The organism is Burkholderia sp. Bp9140, assembly GCF_003853425.1.
Taxonomy (GTDB): domain Bacteria; phylum Pseudomonadota; class Gammaproteobacteria; order Burkholderiales; family Burkholderiaceae; genus Burkholderia.
Genome location: NZ_QTPQ01000006.1, coordinates 38,980 through 52,822, shown reverse-complemented (window position 1 = coordinate 52,822; position 13,843 = coordinate 38,980). Strand labels below are relative to the sequence as shown.

Annotated in this window: 12 protein-coding genes and 1 pseudogene; 9 read left to right on the top strand and 4 right to left on the bottom strand. The window is 67.6% G+C overall.

Annotation, left to right across the window (positions count from 1 at the left end; all coding sequences use genetic code 11):
- The first annotated feature begins 11 nt into the window (after positions 1-11).
- From DIE21_RS07080 to DIE21_RS07070, 3 genes are all read left to right on the top strand, one after another.
- Positions 12-719, top strand: coding sequence for a substrate-binding domain-containing protein (locus tag DIE21_RS07080; RefSeq protein WP_124497011.1), 708 nt, complete (start codon positions 12-14; stop codon positions 717-719).
- A 208-nt stretch (positions 720-927) separates the two neighbouring features.
- Positions 928-2,745 carry a tannase/feruloyl esterase family alpha/beta hydrolase gene (locus tag DIE21_RS07075; protein WP_124497010.1) on the top strand — a complete coding sequence of 606 codons (1,818 nt, stop codon included), beginning with the start codon at positions 928-930 and terminating at the stop codon, positions 2,743-2,745.
- A 70-nt stretch (positions 2,746-2,815) separates the two neighbouring features.
- Complete coding sequence (locus tag DIE21_RS07070) at positions 2,816-4,033, top strand: porin (RefSeq protein ID WP_124497009.1); 1,218 nt, start codon at positions 2,816-2,818, stop codon at positions 4,031-4,033.
- Here DIE21_RS07070 and DIE21_RS07065 read toward each other — a convergent pair.
- Both DIE21_RS07065 and DIE21_RS07060 read right to left on the bottom strand, forming a co-directional pair.
- Positions 4,021-4,233 (bottom strand): pentapeptide repeat-containing protein, encoded by a 213-nt coding sequence (locus DIE21_RS07065; RefSeq protein WP_409364618.1) that lies wholly within the window; start codon positions 4,231-4,233, stop codon positions 4,021-4,023. The genes DIE21_RS07070 and DIE21_RS07065 overlap by 13 nt on opposite strands.
- Positions 4,234-4,553: 320 nt before the next feature.
- A complete protein-coding gene (locus DIE21_RS07060; RefSeq protein ID WP_124497007.1) occupies positions 4,554-5,507 on the bottom strand; it encodes an AraC family transcriptional regulator in 954 nt (317 codons plus the stop codon).
- Positions 5,508-5,616: 109 nt separating this feature from the next.
- On the opposite strand from DIE21_RS07060, the gene DIE21_RS07055 reads away from it, so the two are divergent.
- The 3 genes and pseudogenes from DIE21_RS07055 to DIE21_RS07045 form a co-directional block, all read left to right on the top strand.
- Positions 5,617-6,447, top strand: a complete 831-nt coding sequence (locus tag DIE21_RS07055; RefSeq protein ID WP_185640688.1) for an SDR family oxidoreductase — start codon at positions 5,617-5,619, stop codon at positions 6,445-6,447.
- Between the two features lie 267 nt (positions 6,448-6,714).
- Complete coding sequence (locus tag DIE21_RS07050) at positions 6,715-7,971, top strand: trans-acting enoyl reductase family protein (RefSeq protein ID WP_124497005.1); 1,257 nt, start codon at positions 6,715-6,717, stop codon at positions 7,969-7,971.
- Between the two features lie 171 nt (positions 7,972-8,142).
- Positions 8,143-8,322 (top strand): annotated as a pseudogene (locus DIE21_RS07045) (YncE family protein); the annotation flags it as partial.
- A gap of 44 nt (positions 8,323-8,366) precedes the next feature.
- Here the strand turns inward: DIE21_RS07045 and DIE21_RS37650 are convergent.
- Positions 8,367-8,501, bottom strand: coding sequence for a hypothetical protein (locus tag DIE21_RS37650; protein WP_006750603.1), 135 nt, complete (start codon positions 8,499-8,501; stop codon positions 8,367-8,369).
- 404 nt (positions 8,502-8,905) lie between these two features.
- On the opposite strand from DIE21_RS37650, the gene DIE21_RS07035 reads away from it, so the two are divergent.
- The 3 genes from DIE21_RS07035 (at position 8,906) to ampC (ending at position 11,575) form a co-directional block, all read left to right on the top strand.
- Positions 8,906-9,328: a hypothetical protein gene (locus tag DIE21_RS07035; RefSeq protein WP_124497004.1), complete on the top strand. Its 423-nt coding sequence runs from the start codon at positions 8,906-8,908 to the stop codon at positions 9,326-9,328.
- 79 nt (positions 9,329-9,407) lie between these two features.
- Complete coding sequence (locus tag DIE21_RS07030) at positions 9,408-10,220, top strand: alpha/beta fold hydrolase (protein ID WP_124497003.1); 813 nt, start codon at positions 9,408-9,410, stop codon at positions 10,218-10,220.
- 185 nt (positions 10,221-10,405) lie between these two features.
- Complete coding sequence (gene ampC / locus DIE21_RS07025) at positions 10,406-11,575, top strand: class C beta-lactamase (protein ID WP_124497002.1); 1,170 nt, start codon at positions 10,406-10,408, stop codon at positions 11,573-11,575.
- A gap of 170 nt (positions 11,576-11,745) precedes the next feature.
- On the opposite strand, the gene shc is transcribed toward ampC, so the two are convergent.
- Positions 11,746-13,794 carry a squalene--hopene cyclase gene (shc, locus tag DIE21_RS07020; RefSeq protein ID WP_124497001.1) on the bottom strand — a complete coding sequence of 683 codons (2,049 nt, stop codon included), beginning with the start codon at positions 13,792-13,794 and terminating at the stop codon, positions 11,746-11,748.
- Positions 13,795-13,843: the final 49 nt, after the last annotated feature.

The following is a 13,843-nucleotide window of genomic DNA, read 5'->3' as shown; positions in this document are numbered from 1 at the left end:
AGGCGGCGACGATGGAGCAGACGCGAGGCGCGGCGACGGCCGCCTCGGGCATTTCGTCGATGGCGACGCGGCCGCTGCTGGCGCGGCTCGTCGCCGACCATGCGCGCGATACGGGATGTCGCGTATCGATCACGTCGGTCGGCGGCGTCGATGCCGCGCGGCGCGTGCGGGATGGCGAGCCGTTCGATTTCGTCGTGCTCGCGTCCGATGCGATCGAGCGGCTGGCGGCGGACGGCCATGTCGACGCGGGCAGCCGCGTGGACGTCGCGCGCTCGGGCATCGCGGTCGCGGTGGCGAGCGGCGCGACGCGGCCGGATATCGGCACCGAGGCGGCGTTGCGCGACGCGATCCTGCGCGCCGGCCGGATCGGTTATTCGACGGGGCCGAGCGGCACGCACCTGAATCGTCTGTTCGCGCGCTGGGGCATCGTCGACGCGATCGCACCGCGTATCGTGCAGGCGCCGCCGGGCGTGCCGGTCGGCGCGTTGATCGCATCCGGCGACGTCGAGCTCGGCTTTCAGCAACTGAGCGAGCTGATGCACGTGCCGGGCATCGATGTCGCGGGCGCGCTGCCGGATCCGGTTCAGGCGGTGACGGTGTTCGCCGCCGCGCTATGCAGCACCGCACGCGATCGCGCGGCCGCCGCACGGTTTCTCGCGTATCTCGCGTCGCCGCAAGCCGATCGCGTCAAGCGCGAACACGGGATGGAACCCGCGTGAGTCCGGGCGGCACGAATCGATAAACGGATCAGATGGGATTCGGCATTCTTCGCAACGGGAACGGACGACGAGCTTAGTTATGCTGATGAAGAAGTGACGGGCGATCCGGGCAGACCCGCGTCGCCCGATGCACCGCAAGACAGACACAACGTTGCCGCATCGTCCGTGCGGGCGAGCGGCGTATCCAACAGAAAGACAGGAGACAGGCATGCAGACGAACTGCAGGGCAGGGTGGATGGTGTGCGCGCGGAATCGCGCCGCACGGGTCCGGCGCGATGCGCTGGTCCGGGTGCTGGCAATCGCGGCCGTGTGGCTGTGCGCGGCGCTGGCCGGCTGGCCGGGCGCGGCGAGCGCGGCAAGTTCCGCGAGCACCGGCGGCCTCACGAATCTTCCGGCGGTGATGCCCGCGATGTCGTGCCCGTCGGTCGCGGCGCTCGACCTGAGCGGCGTGACCGACGGCACCGTCACGATCACGTCGGCGGTGCTGCTGCCGGCCGGCACGGTCGTCGGCAACAAGACGCTGCCGGCGCCCGTATGCGACGTGAAGGGCACGATCGGTCCGGGCGCGTCATTGTTCGAACTGCAGCTGCCGACGCAGGGCTGGACGCAGCGCTATCTGCAGACGGGCTGCGGCGGCTTGTGCGGCAACCTGTCGGTCAATGCGCCGATGGCGTCGACCTGCGTGCCGGTGACGAACGGGACGATCGCGATGGCCGCGACCGACATGGGCCACGAGGGCGGCAACGACGGTTCGTGGGCGCTCGACCCGAAGGCGAAGCTCGATTTCGCGTATCGCGCCGAACATGCGACGGCTCAGGTGGCGAAGGCGATCATCGGCAAGTTCTACGCTCGGCCCGCGCGCTACGCGTACTTCGACGGCTGTTCCGACGGCGGCCGCGAGGCGCTGATGGAGGCGCAGCGCTTCCCCGACGACTTCGACGGGATCGCCGCCGGCGCGCCCGCGAACGACCTGATCGTGCAGAACACGTTCCACCATGCATGGCCGAACGCGGTCAACACGGACCCGAAGACGGGCAACGCGATCCTGCTCGCCGGCAAGCTGCCGATGCTGCACGCGGCCGTGCTGACGGCCTGCGACGGGCTGGACGGCGTGGTCGACGGCGTGATCGACAACCCGCGCGCGTGCCGTTTCGATCCCGCGACGATCGTCTGCGCGCAGGGGCAATCCACCGCGACCTGCCTGACGTCGCAGGAAGCCGACGTCGTGCGCCGGATCCACGATGGCGCGACGGCCGCCGACGGTACGCGTCTGGAACCGCTCGTGTCGCGCGAATGGGGCTCGGAGCTGAACTGGAGCCTGTTCGTCCCGGCGACCGCCACCGCACAGAGCGGCACGATCAGCTTCGTGCTGCCGTTCCTGCGCTATCTCGACGACTACAACGCGTCGTATCCGTCCGCGACGATCGGCGACCTGAAGTTCACGCTCGACGGGTTCGCGAAGACGGTGCCGGTGTCGAACTACCTGGCCGCGACCGATCCGGACCTGAGCCGCTTCGCCGGCCGCGGCGGCAAGCTGCTGCTGTGGCACGGTCTGGAAGACCAGCACATCTCGCCGCGCTCGAGCATCGAATACTACGAAGCGATGAAGCACGACATGGGTGATGCGAAGGTCGACCGTTTCGCGCGCTTCTACCTGTTCCCGGGCGTCGCGCACTGCGGTGGCGGGCAGGGGCCGAACGTGTTCGACATCCTCACGCCGCTGATGGCCTGGACCGAAACGGGCGCGACGCCCGGCCGGATCGTCGCGTCGATCGTCGATGCGAACGGCAACACGACGCGCACGCGCCCGGTGTTCCCGTATCCGGCCACCGCGCACTACACGGGCAGCGGCAGCACCGACGATGCGGCGAACTTCGTCGCCGATATGCCGGCGGCCGATCCGTACGTCGACCTGCACTGGGCCGGCGAATGGCTGTATTCGCCGGGTTACGAGGCGCAGTGCCAGGTCCAGGGTGCGCAACTCGTCTGCAAGGGCGGCAACGGCTGGCATGCGTATCGTCCGTGACCCGACGCCGGCGGGCCGCCACCATAACAACCCATTTCCCATTCAACAAGGCAAGGAAGGAGACTGATCGATGAGGAAGCAGGCATTACGCGTGGTGCTGACGTCCGGCGTCGCGATGGCGGCGGTCGCGCCGGCATTCGCGCAGAGCAGCGTCACGCTGTACGGGATCGTCGACAACGGGATCGGCTACCAGAGCAACGCGACGACGCTCGGCTCGACGAGCGGCGGCAAGTCGGTCGTCAGGATGAACCAGGGCGTATGGGCCGGCAGCCGTTTCGGCCTGAAGGGCGCGGAAGATCTCGGCGGCGGCACGAAGGCGATCTTCACGCTCGAATCGGGCTTCAACTCCGGCACGGGGGCCACGCAGTACACCGATGCGATGTTCGGACGGCAGGCGTGGGTCGGGCTGACGAACGCGGCCTACGGCACGCTGACCGCGGGGCGGCAATACGCGTCGTACTACCAGACGATGTCGCCGTTCAGCCCGACGACCTGGATCACCGGCTACTATGGCGCGCACCCGGGCGACGTCGACGGGCTCGACACGATCTACCGCGCGAACAACACGCTCGAGTACAGGTCGCCAAAATGGTACGGTGTGACGCTGAGCGGTTCGTATTCGCTCGGCGGCGTGGCCGGCAGCACGAACGCCGGGTCGACGTGGGCGACCGGCATCCAGTACGCGGCCGGCCCGCTCGGCGTTGGCGTGGCGTTCGAGCGCATCAACAATTCGAACACGGCCGGCGGCACGTGGGGCGCGAACTCGACGACGTCGAACGGCGGCGCGCAGGTCGGCGTGTCGGCGCTCACGAACGGCTACCAGACCGCGAAGGCGCAGCAGCGCTTCGCGGTCGGGCTCAGCTACCGGTTCAGCGACGCGTGGGATGCGTCCGCGACGTACACCAACACCGAATACATCCCGGGCGCGGCGTCGAAGTTCGTCAACACTGCGATCTTCAACACGGCCGGCGCGGTGCTGCACTGGAAGCCGTCGGCGGCCTGGGATTTCGGCGCGGGCTATGCATACACGCGCGCGACCGAGGCGAACGGCATCACCGACAGCGCGCGGTATCACCAGTTCAACCTGTCGCAGTACTACGCGTTGTCGAAGCGCACCGGGCTGTATTTGCTCGAGGCGTATCAGCACGCGAAGGGCAAGACGCTCGGCACGAGCGGCGCGGGCAGCATCGTCGATGCGACCGCGACGCTGGGCGACGGGTTCAATTCCGCTCCGTCGTCGACCGGCAACCAGTTCGCGTTCGGCGCGGGGATCATTCACCGGTTCTGATGGCATTCGTCGAAGCACCACGAGCCGAGCTTGCTGCGTCGCCGGTTCGTGTCGTGGAGATCGCACGACTGAAACCGCGCGTCCTCGAGATCGGCGGAGGCGAAGCTCGTCTGGCGCGCGCGGCAGCGAATCCAGGCCGTTTGCGCGAGCGTCGCGCCGACGAACGACGCTTCCGCGAGCGCGCCGCGCTCGAACCGCACGCCGCGCAAATCGAGCCGCGACAGGTCCGCGCCTTCCAGGTCGAAGTCTTTCTTTCTGGAAGGACGACCGCGTCGCCTGTCGCGCGGTCTGGCGACAAGGAAGGCGTTCGTGTTTCAGGGTTCGTTCAGGGAGAGCGTCATGCGTGCACCGTTGCCGATGACGATCGCATGGCTGGCGGCTTGCGGTATTCGCACGGGATCCGCGTGGGCCGCCGGCGGCAACGGCACCACGCCGCGCCGTGCCGTGCCGTGCCCGCGAACGGATCGGATTGGGTGTTGAGCGCGCCAAAGGAGCGGGGCATGTGCGTCCGGCCGAGCACTCAGACCTGCTGGAAACGGTCGGAGGTCAGTTTCTCCAACGCGTCCTGCTTGCGAAATTGGCTTGGAGATTGACCGGTGGATCGCTTGAATACTTTAGAAAAACCGAACGCATCCTGATAACCCACGGCCTGCGCAACTTGCTCCAACGACTGTTGGGTGTCGGAGAGCAACTGCATGGCCTTTTGCATGCGTAGTGTCCGCAAATGGCTTAGCGGGGTGTCGCCCAGTGCATTGCGGAAGCGTTCGGCCAGAGCCGAGCGCGATAGTCCGGTTTGTCGGGCGAGTTCTTCCAGCGTCCAGCCATGGCTGAGGTTGCCGTGCATGAAGGTCAATGCCTCGCGGATAGACCGGTCGGCAATGGCGTGGTGCCAGCCTGATGCTCCCGAGGGGTGCTCTCGCTCGGCGATCTCGCGCAGAGCGAAGACGAACAGTGCATCCAGCAGGCCATGCGTGGCTGAGGTCGCGCCTAGCGCCCGATCGCCGAGTTCGCGATCAAGCAAACCGATGGTCAGCGGCAGTGCTGAAAGCTGCTGCAGTGTGTTGCCGCGGATGACGAACCATGGCGACAGGCTTCGCAGGAATGGATGCAGTGGCTCGTGCCAAAGTTGATAGGCGGCAGAGATGACCAAGGTGCTACCGTGCACCGGCACGGCGCGGCGCTCAGCCCCTGGGAAGTCCGCGACGGGTATCGCGCTGGTGCACGCGGGCGGCTGACGGTCGAGAGAGAGCAGGTGAACGCTGCCGCGAGCCATTAACACCATATCCCCCGCCAGTAGTGCCAGGGGCTCATCGAGATTGGGCGCGTGCACGAAGGCTTGGCCACGCGTCACGGTATGCAGGCCAAAGCTACGCTCGCATGGAAATCGCAGTGCGTCACCGGGCGACAGGGCGTGCATGTCAAGCAGGCGGCACTGCAGTCCAGCGACATGAAGAATGTCTGAAAGTATGTCCATTTAGAAATTCCGAAGACTCCTAGACATGAAGTCTGGACTTTCATGCATTCTGGTTCTTTTTTCAAGAGGGCACACTCGGGGCTATTCAACACCCTCCAAGGAGTTCTCGATGACCACAACCCTCGTAATCGGCGCCAGCGGTCAAATTGGTTCCGCTCTGTCGTCTCGACTCACGGCTCAAGGTCAGAACGTGCGCCGTGCTACCGGCCGAGCCTTGCGGCCAGGCGAAGTCCTGGTCAATTTGGCGACCGGCGCGGGATTGACGCAGGCGCTCGCTGGTGCCGACCAACTGTTCCTGATGCCACCTCCCGGTTTCGCCAACCATGACGAGTTGTTGATTCCTGCCATCGACGCAGCGAAGTCAGCCGGCGTATGCAAGGTGCTCCTTCTTTCTGCGCTCGGTGTCGACGTCGACGACAACATCCCCCTGCGTCGGGCGGAATTGCATCTGGAGCGGTCGGGTATGGTCTGGAACGCAATCCGGCCGAATTGGTTCATGCAGAACTTCCATACCTTCTGGCTGCATGGAATCCAGACCGAAGGCCAGATCGTCGTGCCCGCGGGAACGGCGAAGGGAAGCTTTGTCGACACGCGCGATGTCGCGGCGGTGGCCGCTCGGTTGTTGAGTGGCGACGACTTCTTGAATACAGCGCACGACCTGACCGGTGCCGAGGCCTTGGACCATGCACAGGTGGCCGCGATTCTCTCGAAGGTGACGGGGCGCACGATCGTCCATACCGATATCGCCGAAGACGAGATGCGTCATGGGCTGCTGAATGCGGGCCTGTCGGCGGACTACACGGAATTGCTGCTGGCCCTCCTGCAGGAGTTCAAAGCTGGTCATGCCGAGCACGTCACTGATGAAGTGCGGCGTATCACCGGAAAGGCGCCGATTCGTTTCGAGCAGTATGCGCGGGAGTTCAAGGCGCACTGGGCCTGAAGCGTGTTCCTTTAAGCGATTGGTTCGATTGAACGTTCTGGTTGAACTGCATGAATGATGGGGCTTCGGCCGTTGTTCAGGCGAGTTCATACGGAAGACGTATGATTCCGCTGACAAATATCGCAGCGCGCTCAGTCGTTTGGCGGCGGTGTCCAGTCCGACCTGGGCGCCGAACTTCTACTCTCTGCCGAAGCCGTTGAAGGTGTTCGACGAACCCGTTCGATGAACCCGGCTGCCCGTAGCCAACCCGTTTCAGAGGAAGCATCGATGACCCAGCCGACCCATGATCTCGATCTCGTCGTATTCGGTGCCACCAGCTTCGTCGGGCAAATCCTGACGCGCTACCTGTCCGAGCACCTGTCGGGCAGCGGAGAAGCGCTGCGCTGGGCGATCGCCGGCCGCTCCGAGGCGAAGCTCCGCAAGGTCAGGGACGGGCTGGGTGCCGCGTGGCAGGCGCTGCCGGTCATCGTGGCCGATGCGGCCGACGAAGCGCAATTGCGGACGTTGTGCGCGCGGACGCGCGTCGTCGTGTCGACCGTCGGTCCGTACGCGCTTTATGGCGAGCCGCTGGTCCGGATCTGCGCGCAATCCGGCACGGATTATTGCGACCTCACCGGCGAGACGCAGTGGATCAAGCGGATGATCGAACGGTACGAGCCGGCGGCCCGGCAATCGGGCGCGCGCATCGTGCATTGCTGCGGTTTCGATTCGGTGCCGTCGGACATCGGCGTGCTGTTCCTGCAGCAGCACGCGCGGCGGCAGTGGGGCGTGCCGGCCACGCAGGTGAAGATGCGCGTGAAGACGCTGAAGGGCGGTGCGTCGGGCGGAACGGTCGCGAGCGTGATCAACGTCGTGCGCGAAGCCGCGGCCGATCCCGCAGTGCGCCGTGAACTGCTCGATCCGTATGCGTTATGCCCGAAGGATCACCGCTTCACGGTACGGCAACATGCGGTTCGCTCGGCGGAATTCGATCGCGACGGCGGCACGTGGATCGCGCCGTTCGTGATGGCGGCCGTCAACGAGCGCGTCGTGCATCGCTCCAATGCCCTCGCGGACAACGCGTATGGCGACCGGTTCACCTATGACGAGGCGGTCATCATGGGTACGGGCATGAAGGGCCGCATTGCGGCGCTGACGATGGTGGCCGGCCTCGGCGCGTTCATGGTCGGCGTCCTCGTCAAGCCGGTACGTAGCCTGATGGAGCGCTTCCTGCTGCCGAAGCCCGGTGAGGGGCCGAGTGCCGCGGCGCAACTGGCCGGCCGCTACGATCTGCGCTTCTTCGGGCGCGCCGACGACGGGCGGACCCTGCGCGTGAAAGTCACCGGCGATCGCGATCCCGGTTACGGCTCGACCGGCAAGATGCTGGGCCAGGCCGCGCTCAGCCTCGTGCTGGATTGTGCCCGCGACGGCACGAAGACCGGGCGCGGCGGCGGTTTCTGGACGCCCGCGACGATGTTCGACGAGCGCTTCGTCGAGCGCCTCGTGCGGCATGCCGGGTTGGCTTTCGAACTGCTGGATGCCTGAGCCGGGCGCGCGACGTGCGCATCGCGACTGTCCACGATTCGTGCCGCACGCATCCATGCTTGCGCGGATCATCCGCGGCCGGCTTTCCGGCATCCTGTCGTCAATGCGTCGCGTGCGGGACTGCCGCGGCACGGCGTTTCACGCGTCGTCGTCCGCACCCGCGGGGCTGTGCCGGGCGGCGAAGCCGCGCAGGGCATCGCATTTACCGCGGACAGCCGGCATGTGATCGTGCAGTTCAACGTCGAGCGGCAGCTCGCGCTGTATGCGGTGGAGGGCGGCAAGCTGCGCGATACGGGCGAGCGCATCGCGCTGTCGGGCGGGCCGTCGTCGTTGCGGACATTGCCGCGGTAAAGTGCGGCGCGCGGCGAGGCGTGCCTGCCACGCGCCCGCCGTTGTTACGGACGCAGCAGGTCGAATCCGCCGAACACGACCACGCCGCTGAGCGCAATCATCGCGACTGAATGCTGGCCGAAATAGAGAATCGCGGCCGCGAGCCACGTGGTCAGGCAGAAGGCGCCGATGCGGGCCATCGTGAATTCCTCGAAATGCGTGGTGAAGGGGGGGCGCCGAAGGCGTCGCGTCGTCGTGTCGCTGCGCGCGCGACGCGCGCACGGCGACGGCGCCGGACGGCATCGCGCGTTGCGCCCGACCGGGCGGGCGCCGGTGCGGGGAAGCCCGCAAGACTTGCCGAACGCAGCCGGGTGCTGCGGAGGCAGGCCGACTGGCGATTTTACCAGCGTGAACGGCGGGTCATTCTGGCCCCTTCGCGACAATCGACATCCCGCCCACGGCCTTGCGCGCGGCAACCGCCTGGCGGCAGCATCGGCGCTGTGCGCAAGGCGGGACTCAAGTTTGATCCGACGAATACCGTAAACCGGTTGCAAGGCATTCCCTGTTCAAACGACCCGAGTCGCACTCGTTACGGACCGACACGATGCAGATCGATCTTTCTTCCGCCGCGCAGACCTCGCCGGCCACCGGCAACGCCACCGCCAACCCGTCAGGCAACGGTGCCGCGTCGACGGCTAAGGCCGCCGCGTCGTCGCCGACGGGCGGCGCCGCGCCGTCCGACGGCACGGGGCAGACGCCGGGCGCGTCGGGATCCTCCGCCGACGATCCCGCGGTCACGCAGCTGAAACAGCTCATCGAGCGCCTGCAGAAACAGCTCGCGCAACTGCAGCAGCAAATGGCGGCCGCCGCGCAGCGCGCGAAGGACGATCCGGCTGCCGCGGTCGAACAGCAGGCGCTGAGCGCGGAAGCGAGCACGATCTCGGCCGCGCTGTCGACGGCGATCGCGCAGGCCATCCAGAAGTCGGGCGGCTCGACGTCCGGCGGCCTGGTGTCGACGCAGGCCTGACGCCCCGGCGCCGCACCGCGGCGTGCCACCCCACGCATTACAATCGCAAGCTCGTCTCCCTCGAAAGGACGGCAGAACGATGAATGCGGAATTCGCCGACGACGACCTCGTCCGCTTCGACGCGCAAGGCGGCACGCCGCTGCCCGCGGCCGATGCCGAAGGATGGCTGAACCACGACGGCGCGCGCATCCGGCACGCGTCGTTCGGCCACGGCCCGCCGGTCGTGCTGCTGCACGGCGGCCTCGGCCACGGCGGCAACTGGGGTAACCAAGTGCCGGCGCTCGTCGCGGCCGGCTACCGCGCGATCGTGATCGACAGCCGCGGCCACGGCCGCAGCACGCGCGACGATCGCCCCTATTCCTACGAACGCATGGCCTCCGACGTGCTCGCGGTACTCGATGCGCTGCGCATCGAGCGCGCGCGCTTCGTCGGCTGGAGCGACGGCGCGTGCGTGTCGCTCGTGCTGGCCGCCCGCGCGCCGCAACGGGCGGCGGGCGTGTTCTTCTTCGCGTGCAACATGGATCCGGGCGGCACGAAGGAGATGGCGCCGAGCCCGCTGATCGACCGCTGCTTCGCGCGGCACCGCAAGGACTACGCGCGGCTGTCCGCGACGCCCGGCCAGTTCGATGCGTTCGTTGCGGCCGTCAGCGAAATGATGCGCACGCAACCGGATTACAGCGCGGCCGACCTCGCGGCGATCGCGGTGCCGGTGGCGATCGTGCAGGGCGAGCACGACGAGTTCATTCGCCCCGAGCATGCGGCGTATCTCGCGCGCACGATTCCGGGCGCGACGCTGACGATCCTGCCCGGCGTGAGCCATTTCGCGCCGCTGCAGCGGCCGGCGCGCTTCAACGCCGCGATGCTGGCGTTTCTCGAGCGGTTGCCGGACTGACGTCCGCATGGCCGGTTCACGCGTCGCATAAGATTTTCTTTAGGCTCGCGCAACATATCATCGATTGTTGACGGGCGGCCGGCAGCGGATAGTCGTGCTTCGACAGACCGGCTGCCGCGGCCACCGCGCGGCGCGGCCGGACCAGTTGTTCACACAACCATCAGAAAATCGAAGGAACCGCAACCATGCGATTCAACGCGATACGCATCGCCGCGACCCTGTTCGTCGCCGCGTGCGCCGCCGCCACGGCCGGCCGCGCGGCCGCCGCCGCAGCCGACGAGATTCACGACACCGTGACCCGCAACGTCGCGCCGCTGATGAAGCAGTTCGCCATTCCCGGCATGGCGATCGGCATCGTCGCCGATGGCAAGCCTTACGTGTTCGACTACGGTGTGGTGTCGACGCAAACCGGCAAGCCGGTGACCGGCGACACGCTGTTCGAGATCGGCTCCGTCAGCAAGACGCTGACCGCGACGCTCGCCGCCGACGCGCAGGAAGGCGGCGAGCTGTCGCTGTCGGACCCTGCGGCCAAGTACCTGCCCGCGCTGCGGGGCAAGCCGTTCGGCGGCGTGACGCTGCTCGAGCTCGGCACGCACACGCCGGGCGGGATGCCGCTGCAGGTGCCCGACAGCATCCGCGACGACGCGGAGCTGATGCGCTATCTCGACGCATGGCGGCCGGCGTACGCGCCGGGCACGCGCCGCACGTACTCGAACGTCGCGACCGGGATGTTCGGGCAGCTCACCGCGAAGGCGATGAACCGCGACTTCGCGGCGCTGATGGAACAGCGGCTGTTTCCCGCGCTCGGGATGACGCACACCTACATCAACGTGCCCGCCGCGCGGCAGGCCGACTATGCGCAGGGCTATACGCAGGACGGCAAGCCGGTCCGGATGACGGGCGGCATGCTGTGGCAGCCGGCATACGGCGTCAGGACGACGGCGGCGGACCTGTTGCGCTTCGTGCAGGCGAACATGGGGCTCGTCGAAACGGCGCCGCGGCTGCAGCGCGCGCTCGAACGCACGCATACCGGCTATTTCCGCGCGGGCCCGCTCACGCAGGACCTGATGTGGGAGCAGTATCCGTATCCCGTCGCGCTGCCGACGCTGCTCGCAGGGAATGCGCCGCCGATGCTTCACGACGCGACGCCCGCGACCGCACTCGAGCCGCCGCTCGCGCCGCGCCCGGACACGTGGATCAACAAGACCGGCTCGACCAACGGCTTCAGCACCTATGTCGCGTTCGTCCCCGCGAAGCGGATCGCGATCGTGATGCTCGCGAACCGCAGCTTTCCGATCGAGGATCGCGTGAAGACCGCGTACCGGATCGTCGAGTCGCTGGACGGCAAGCAGTAGTGTGGTAGCGCGCGTCGTGCCCGCCCGAACGGAAATGTCTGTGACGGGCGGGCAATGCCGGTGAGGGGGCCGCGTGTCACCGGCCGACGGGGGAGAACCGCTCCAGCCATCGTCGGGATGGCATCACGGGCGCCGGCGGACGCGGCAACGCGCGTCCGCTGCGCCGTTGCTCAGGCGAGCGCGGCGTCCGCTGCGTTGGAAGAAGACACGGTGCGCGCGTCGACCGAAGACGCGCCGCCGACCAGACGCCGATAGCGCGCGAGCGCCCACAGCGGAAAGTACGCGGTATAGCCGTGATACTTCAGGTAGAAGATGCGCGGAAAGCCCGGCGCATTGTGCGACCGGTGCCACCAGAAGCCGTCGTCCTGCTGCACCGATTGCAGAAATGCGATGCCGCGCCTGACCGATTCCGATTCGCCGTCGCCGAACGCCATTTGCGCGAGGAGTGCCCACGCGGTGCAGTTCGACGTGCTTTCACCCGCATTGGTGCCGGCGAGCGCCGGGTCGATGTAGCTGTCGTTCGTCTCGCCCCAGCCGCCATCCGCGTGCTGACGGGCGCGCAGCCACGCGAGCGCGCGGGCGATGTACGGCTGCGACGGATCCTCGCCCGCGAGCGCGAGCCCGGCCAGCACGCTCCACGTGCCATAGATGTAGTTCGTGCCCCAGCGGCCCCACCAGCTGCCGTCGGGTTGCTGCGTGCGCTTCACGTAGTCGATCGCGCGCACGAGCGACGCGTGGTCGTCCGCGCGCTGCGTGACGCCGAAGCACAGCAGCACGCGGCCCGACACGTCCTCGGTCGGCGGATCCAGCAGCGCGCCGTGATCGGCGAACGGGATCGCGTTCAGGTACAGGCGGTCGCAGTCGGCGTCGAAGGCCGCGAAGCCGCCGTTGCGCGACTGCAGCCCGCGCATCCAGTCGAGCGCGCGCGCGACGCGCGCCGCATACGGATGCGAGCCGTCCGCGTTGCGATGCGTGCGGCCGCGGCGGTCGAGCATCGCGGTGACGACCGCGGTGTCGTCGATGTCGGGGTAGTACGGGTTCGCGTACTGGAACGCCCAGCCGCCCGGTTGCGTGTCGGCGGGGGCGTTCTCGATCCAGTCGCCGTGCAGGTCGTTCACCTGGCGCTCGGCGAGCCAGTCGTATGCGCGGGCGATGCGTGCGTCGAGTTCATCCGGCGCACGCGCGGGCGCGCCGGCTTCCGGCACGGCCGCGCCGCGCGCCTGCTCGAGCGCCATCGTGCTCCATGCGGTGTCCCATACCGGCGACAGACACGGCTGACAGTACACGCTGCCGTCGGGCCGCGTGACGAGCAGCTTCTCCAGCGCGTTCTCGCAGTCGCGGCGCAGCGGATGATCGTCCGGGTAGCCGAGCACGTCCATCATCTGGTAGCTGTACACGATCGGCGGAAAGATCCCGCCGAGGCCGTCTTCGCCGTTCATGCGCTCCGCGCACCACGCCTCGGCGTGCCGGATCGCGCGTTGCCGCAGGCGTTTCGGCAGCAGCGGCTCGACATGGCGCACCACGCGGTCGAGCGCGAGGAACGCGCGGCGCATCCCGCGCGCGGGCGGGAAGTACTGGCGTTCCTGGTCGGGCGGCGTGACGAACAGCTCGGGGATCGTGACGTTGCGCGGGTTGCGCGCACGGGCCTTCAGCGAGCACAGCACGAGCAGCGGCACCATCGTCGTGCGCGCCCAGTACGCGACCTTGTACATCGAGATCGGCACCCACTTCGGGAACAGCACGAATTCGATCGGCATGAATGGCGCCGCGCGCCACGGCACCTGGCCGAACGTCGCGAGCAGGATGCGCGTGAACACGTTCGAGCGCGCCGCGCCGCCGAGCTTCAGGATCGCGTCGCGCGCGCGGACCATGTGCGGCGCATGCTCGCTGTCGCCGGCGGCCTTCAGCGCGAAGTACGCCTTCACGCTGCACGACACGTCCGGGTCGCCGTCGACGTACAGGTCCCACCCGCCATGCGTGTCGAGCCGCTGGATCGCACGCAGGTAGCGCGCCATCCGCTCCTGGCGCGCGTCGTCGATCCTGTCCATGAAATGCATCATCAGGATGTATTCCGCGGTGATCGTCGCGTCGGATTCGAGTTCGAAACACCAGCTGCCGTCAGGCTGCTGAAGACGCATCAGCGCGTCGCGTCCACGGGCGATCGCGGTGTCGAGCGCGGACCAGGAGGAAGGGGCGGGTTTGTTCATGCGGCGGATCATACCATCCAGCCGGAATGTTTATCTCGAGACCGCGGGTGCTACCATCGCC

Excerpts from the sequence above, each read along its gene's own strand:
- DIE21_RS07080 (WP_124497011.1), top strand. The coding sequence starts at position 12 with ATGGAGCAGACGCGAGGCGCGGCGACGGCCGCCTCGGGCATTTCGTCG.
- DIE21_RS07075 (WP_124497010.1), top strand. The coding sequence starts at position 928 with ATGCAGACGAACTGCAGGGCAGGGTGGATGGTGTGCGCGCGGAATCGC.
- DIE21_RS07070 (WP_124497009.1), top strand. The coding sequence starts at position 2,816 with ATGAGGAAGCAGGCATTACGCGTGGTGCTGACGTCCGGCGTCGCGATG.
- DIE21_RS07060 (WP_124497007.1), bottom strand. The coding sequence starts at position 5,507 with ATGGACATACTTTCAGACATTCTTCATGTCGCTGGACTGCAGTGCCGC.
- DIE21_RS07055 (WP_185640688.1), top strand. The coding sequence starts at position 5,617 with ATGACCACAACCCTCGTAATCGGCGCCAGCGGTCAAATTGGTTCCGCT.
- DIE21_RS07050 (WP_124497005.1), top strand. The coding sequence starts at position 6,715 with ATGACCCAGCCGACCCATGATCTCGATCTCGTCGTATTCGGTGCCACC.
- DIE21_RS37650 (WP_006750603.1), bottom strand. The coding sequence starts at position 8,501 with ATGGCCCGCATCGGCGCCTTCTGCCTGACCACGTGGCTCGCGGCCGCG.
- DIE21_RS07035 (WP_124497004.1), top strand. The coding sequence starts at position 8,906 with ATGCAGATCGATCTTTCTTCCGCCGCGCAGACCTCGCCGGCCACCGGC.
- DIE21_RS07030 (WP_124497003.1), top strand. The coding sequence starts at position 9,408 with ATGAATGCGGAATTCGCCGACGACGACCTCGTCCGCTTCGACGCGCAA.
- ampC (WP_124497002.1), top strand. The coding sequence starts at position 10,406 with ATGCGATTCAACGCGATACGCATCGCCGCGACCCTGTTCGTCGCCGCG.
- shc (WP_124497001.1), bottom strand. The coding sequence starts at position 13,794 with ATGATCCGCCGCATGAACAAACCCGCCCCTTCCTCCTGGTCCGCGCTC.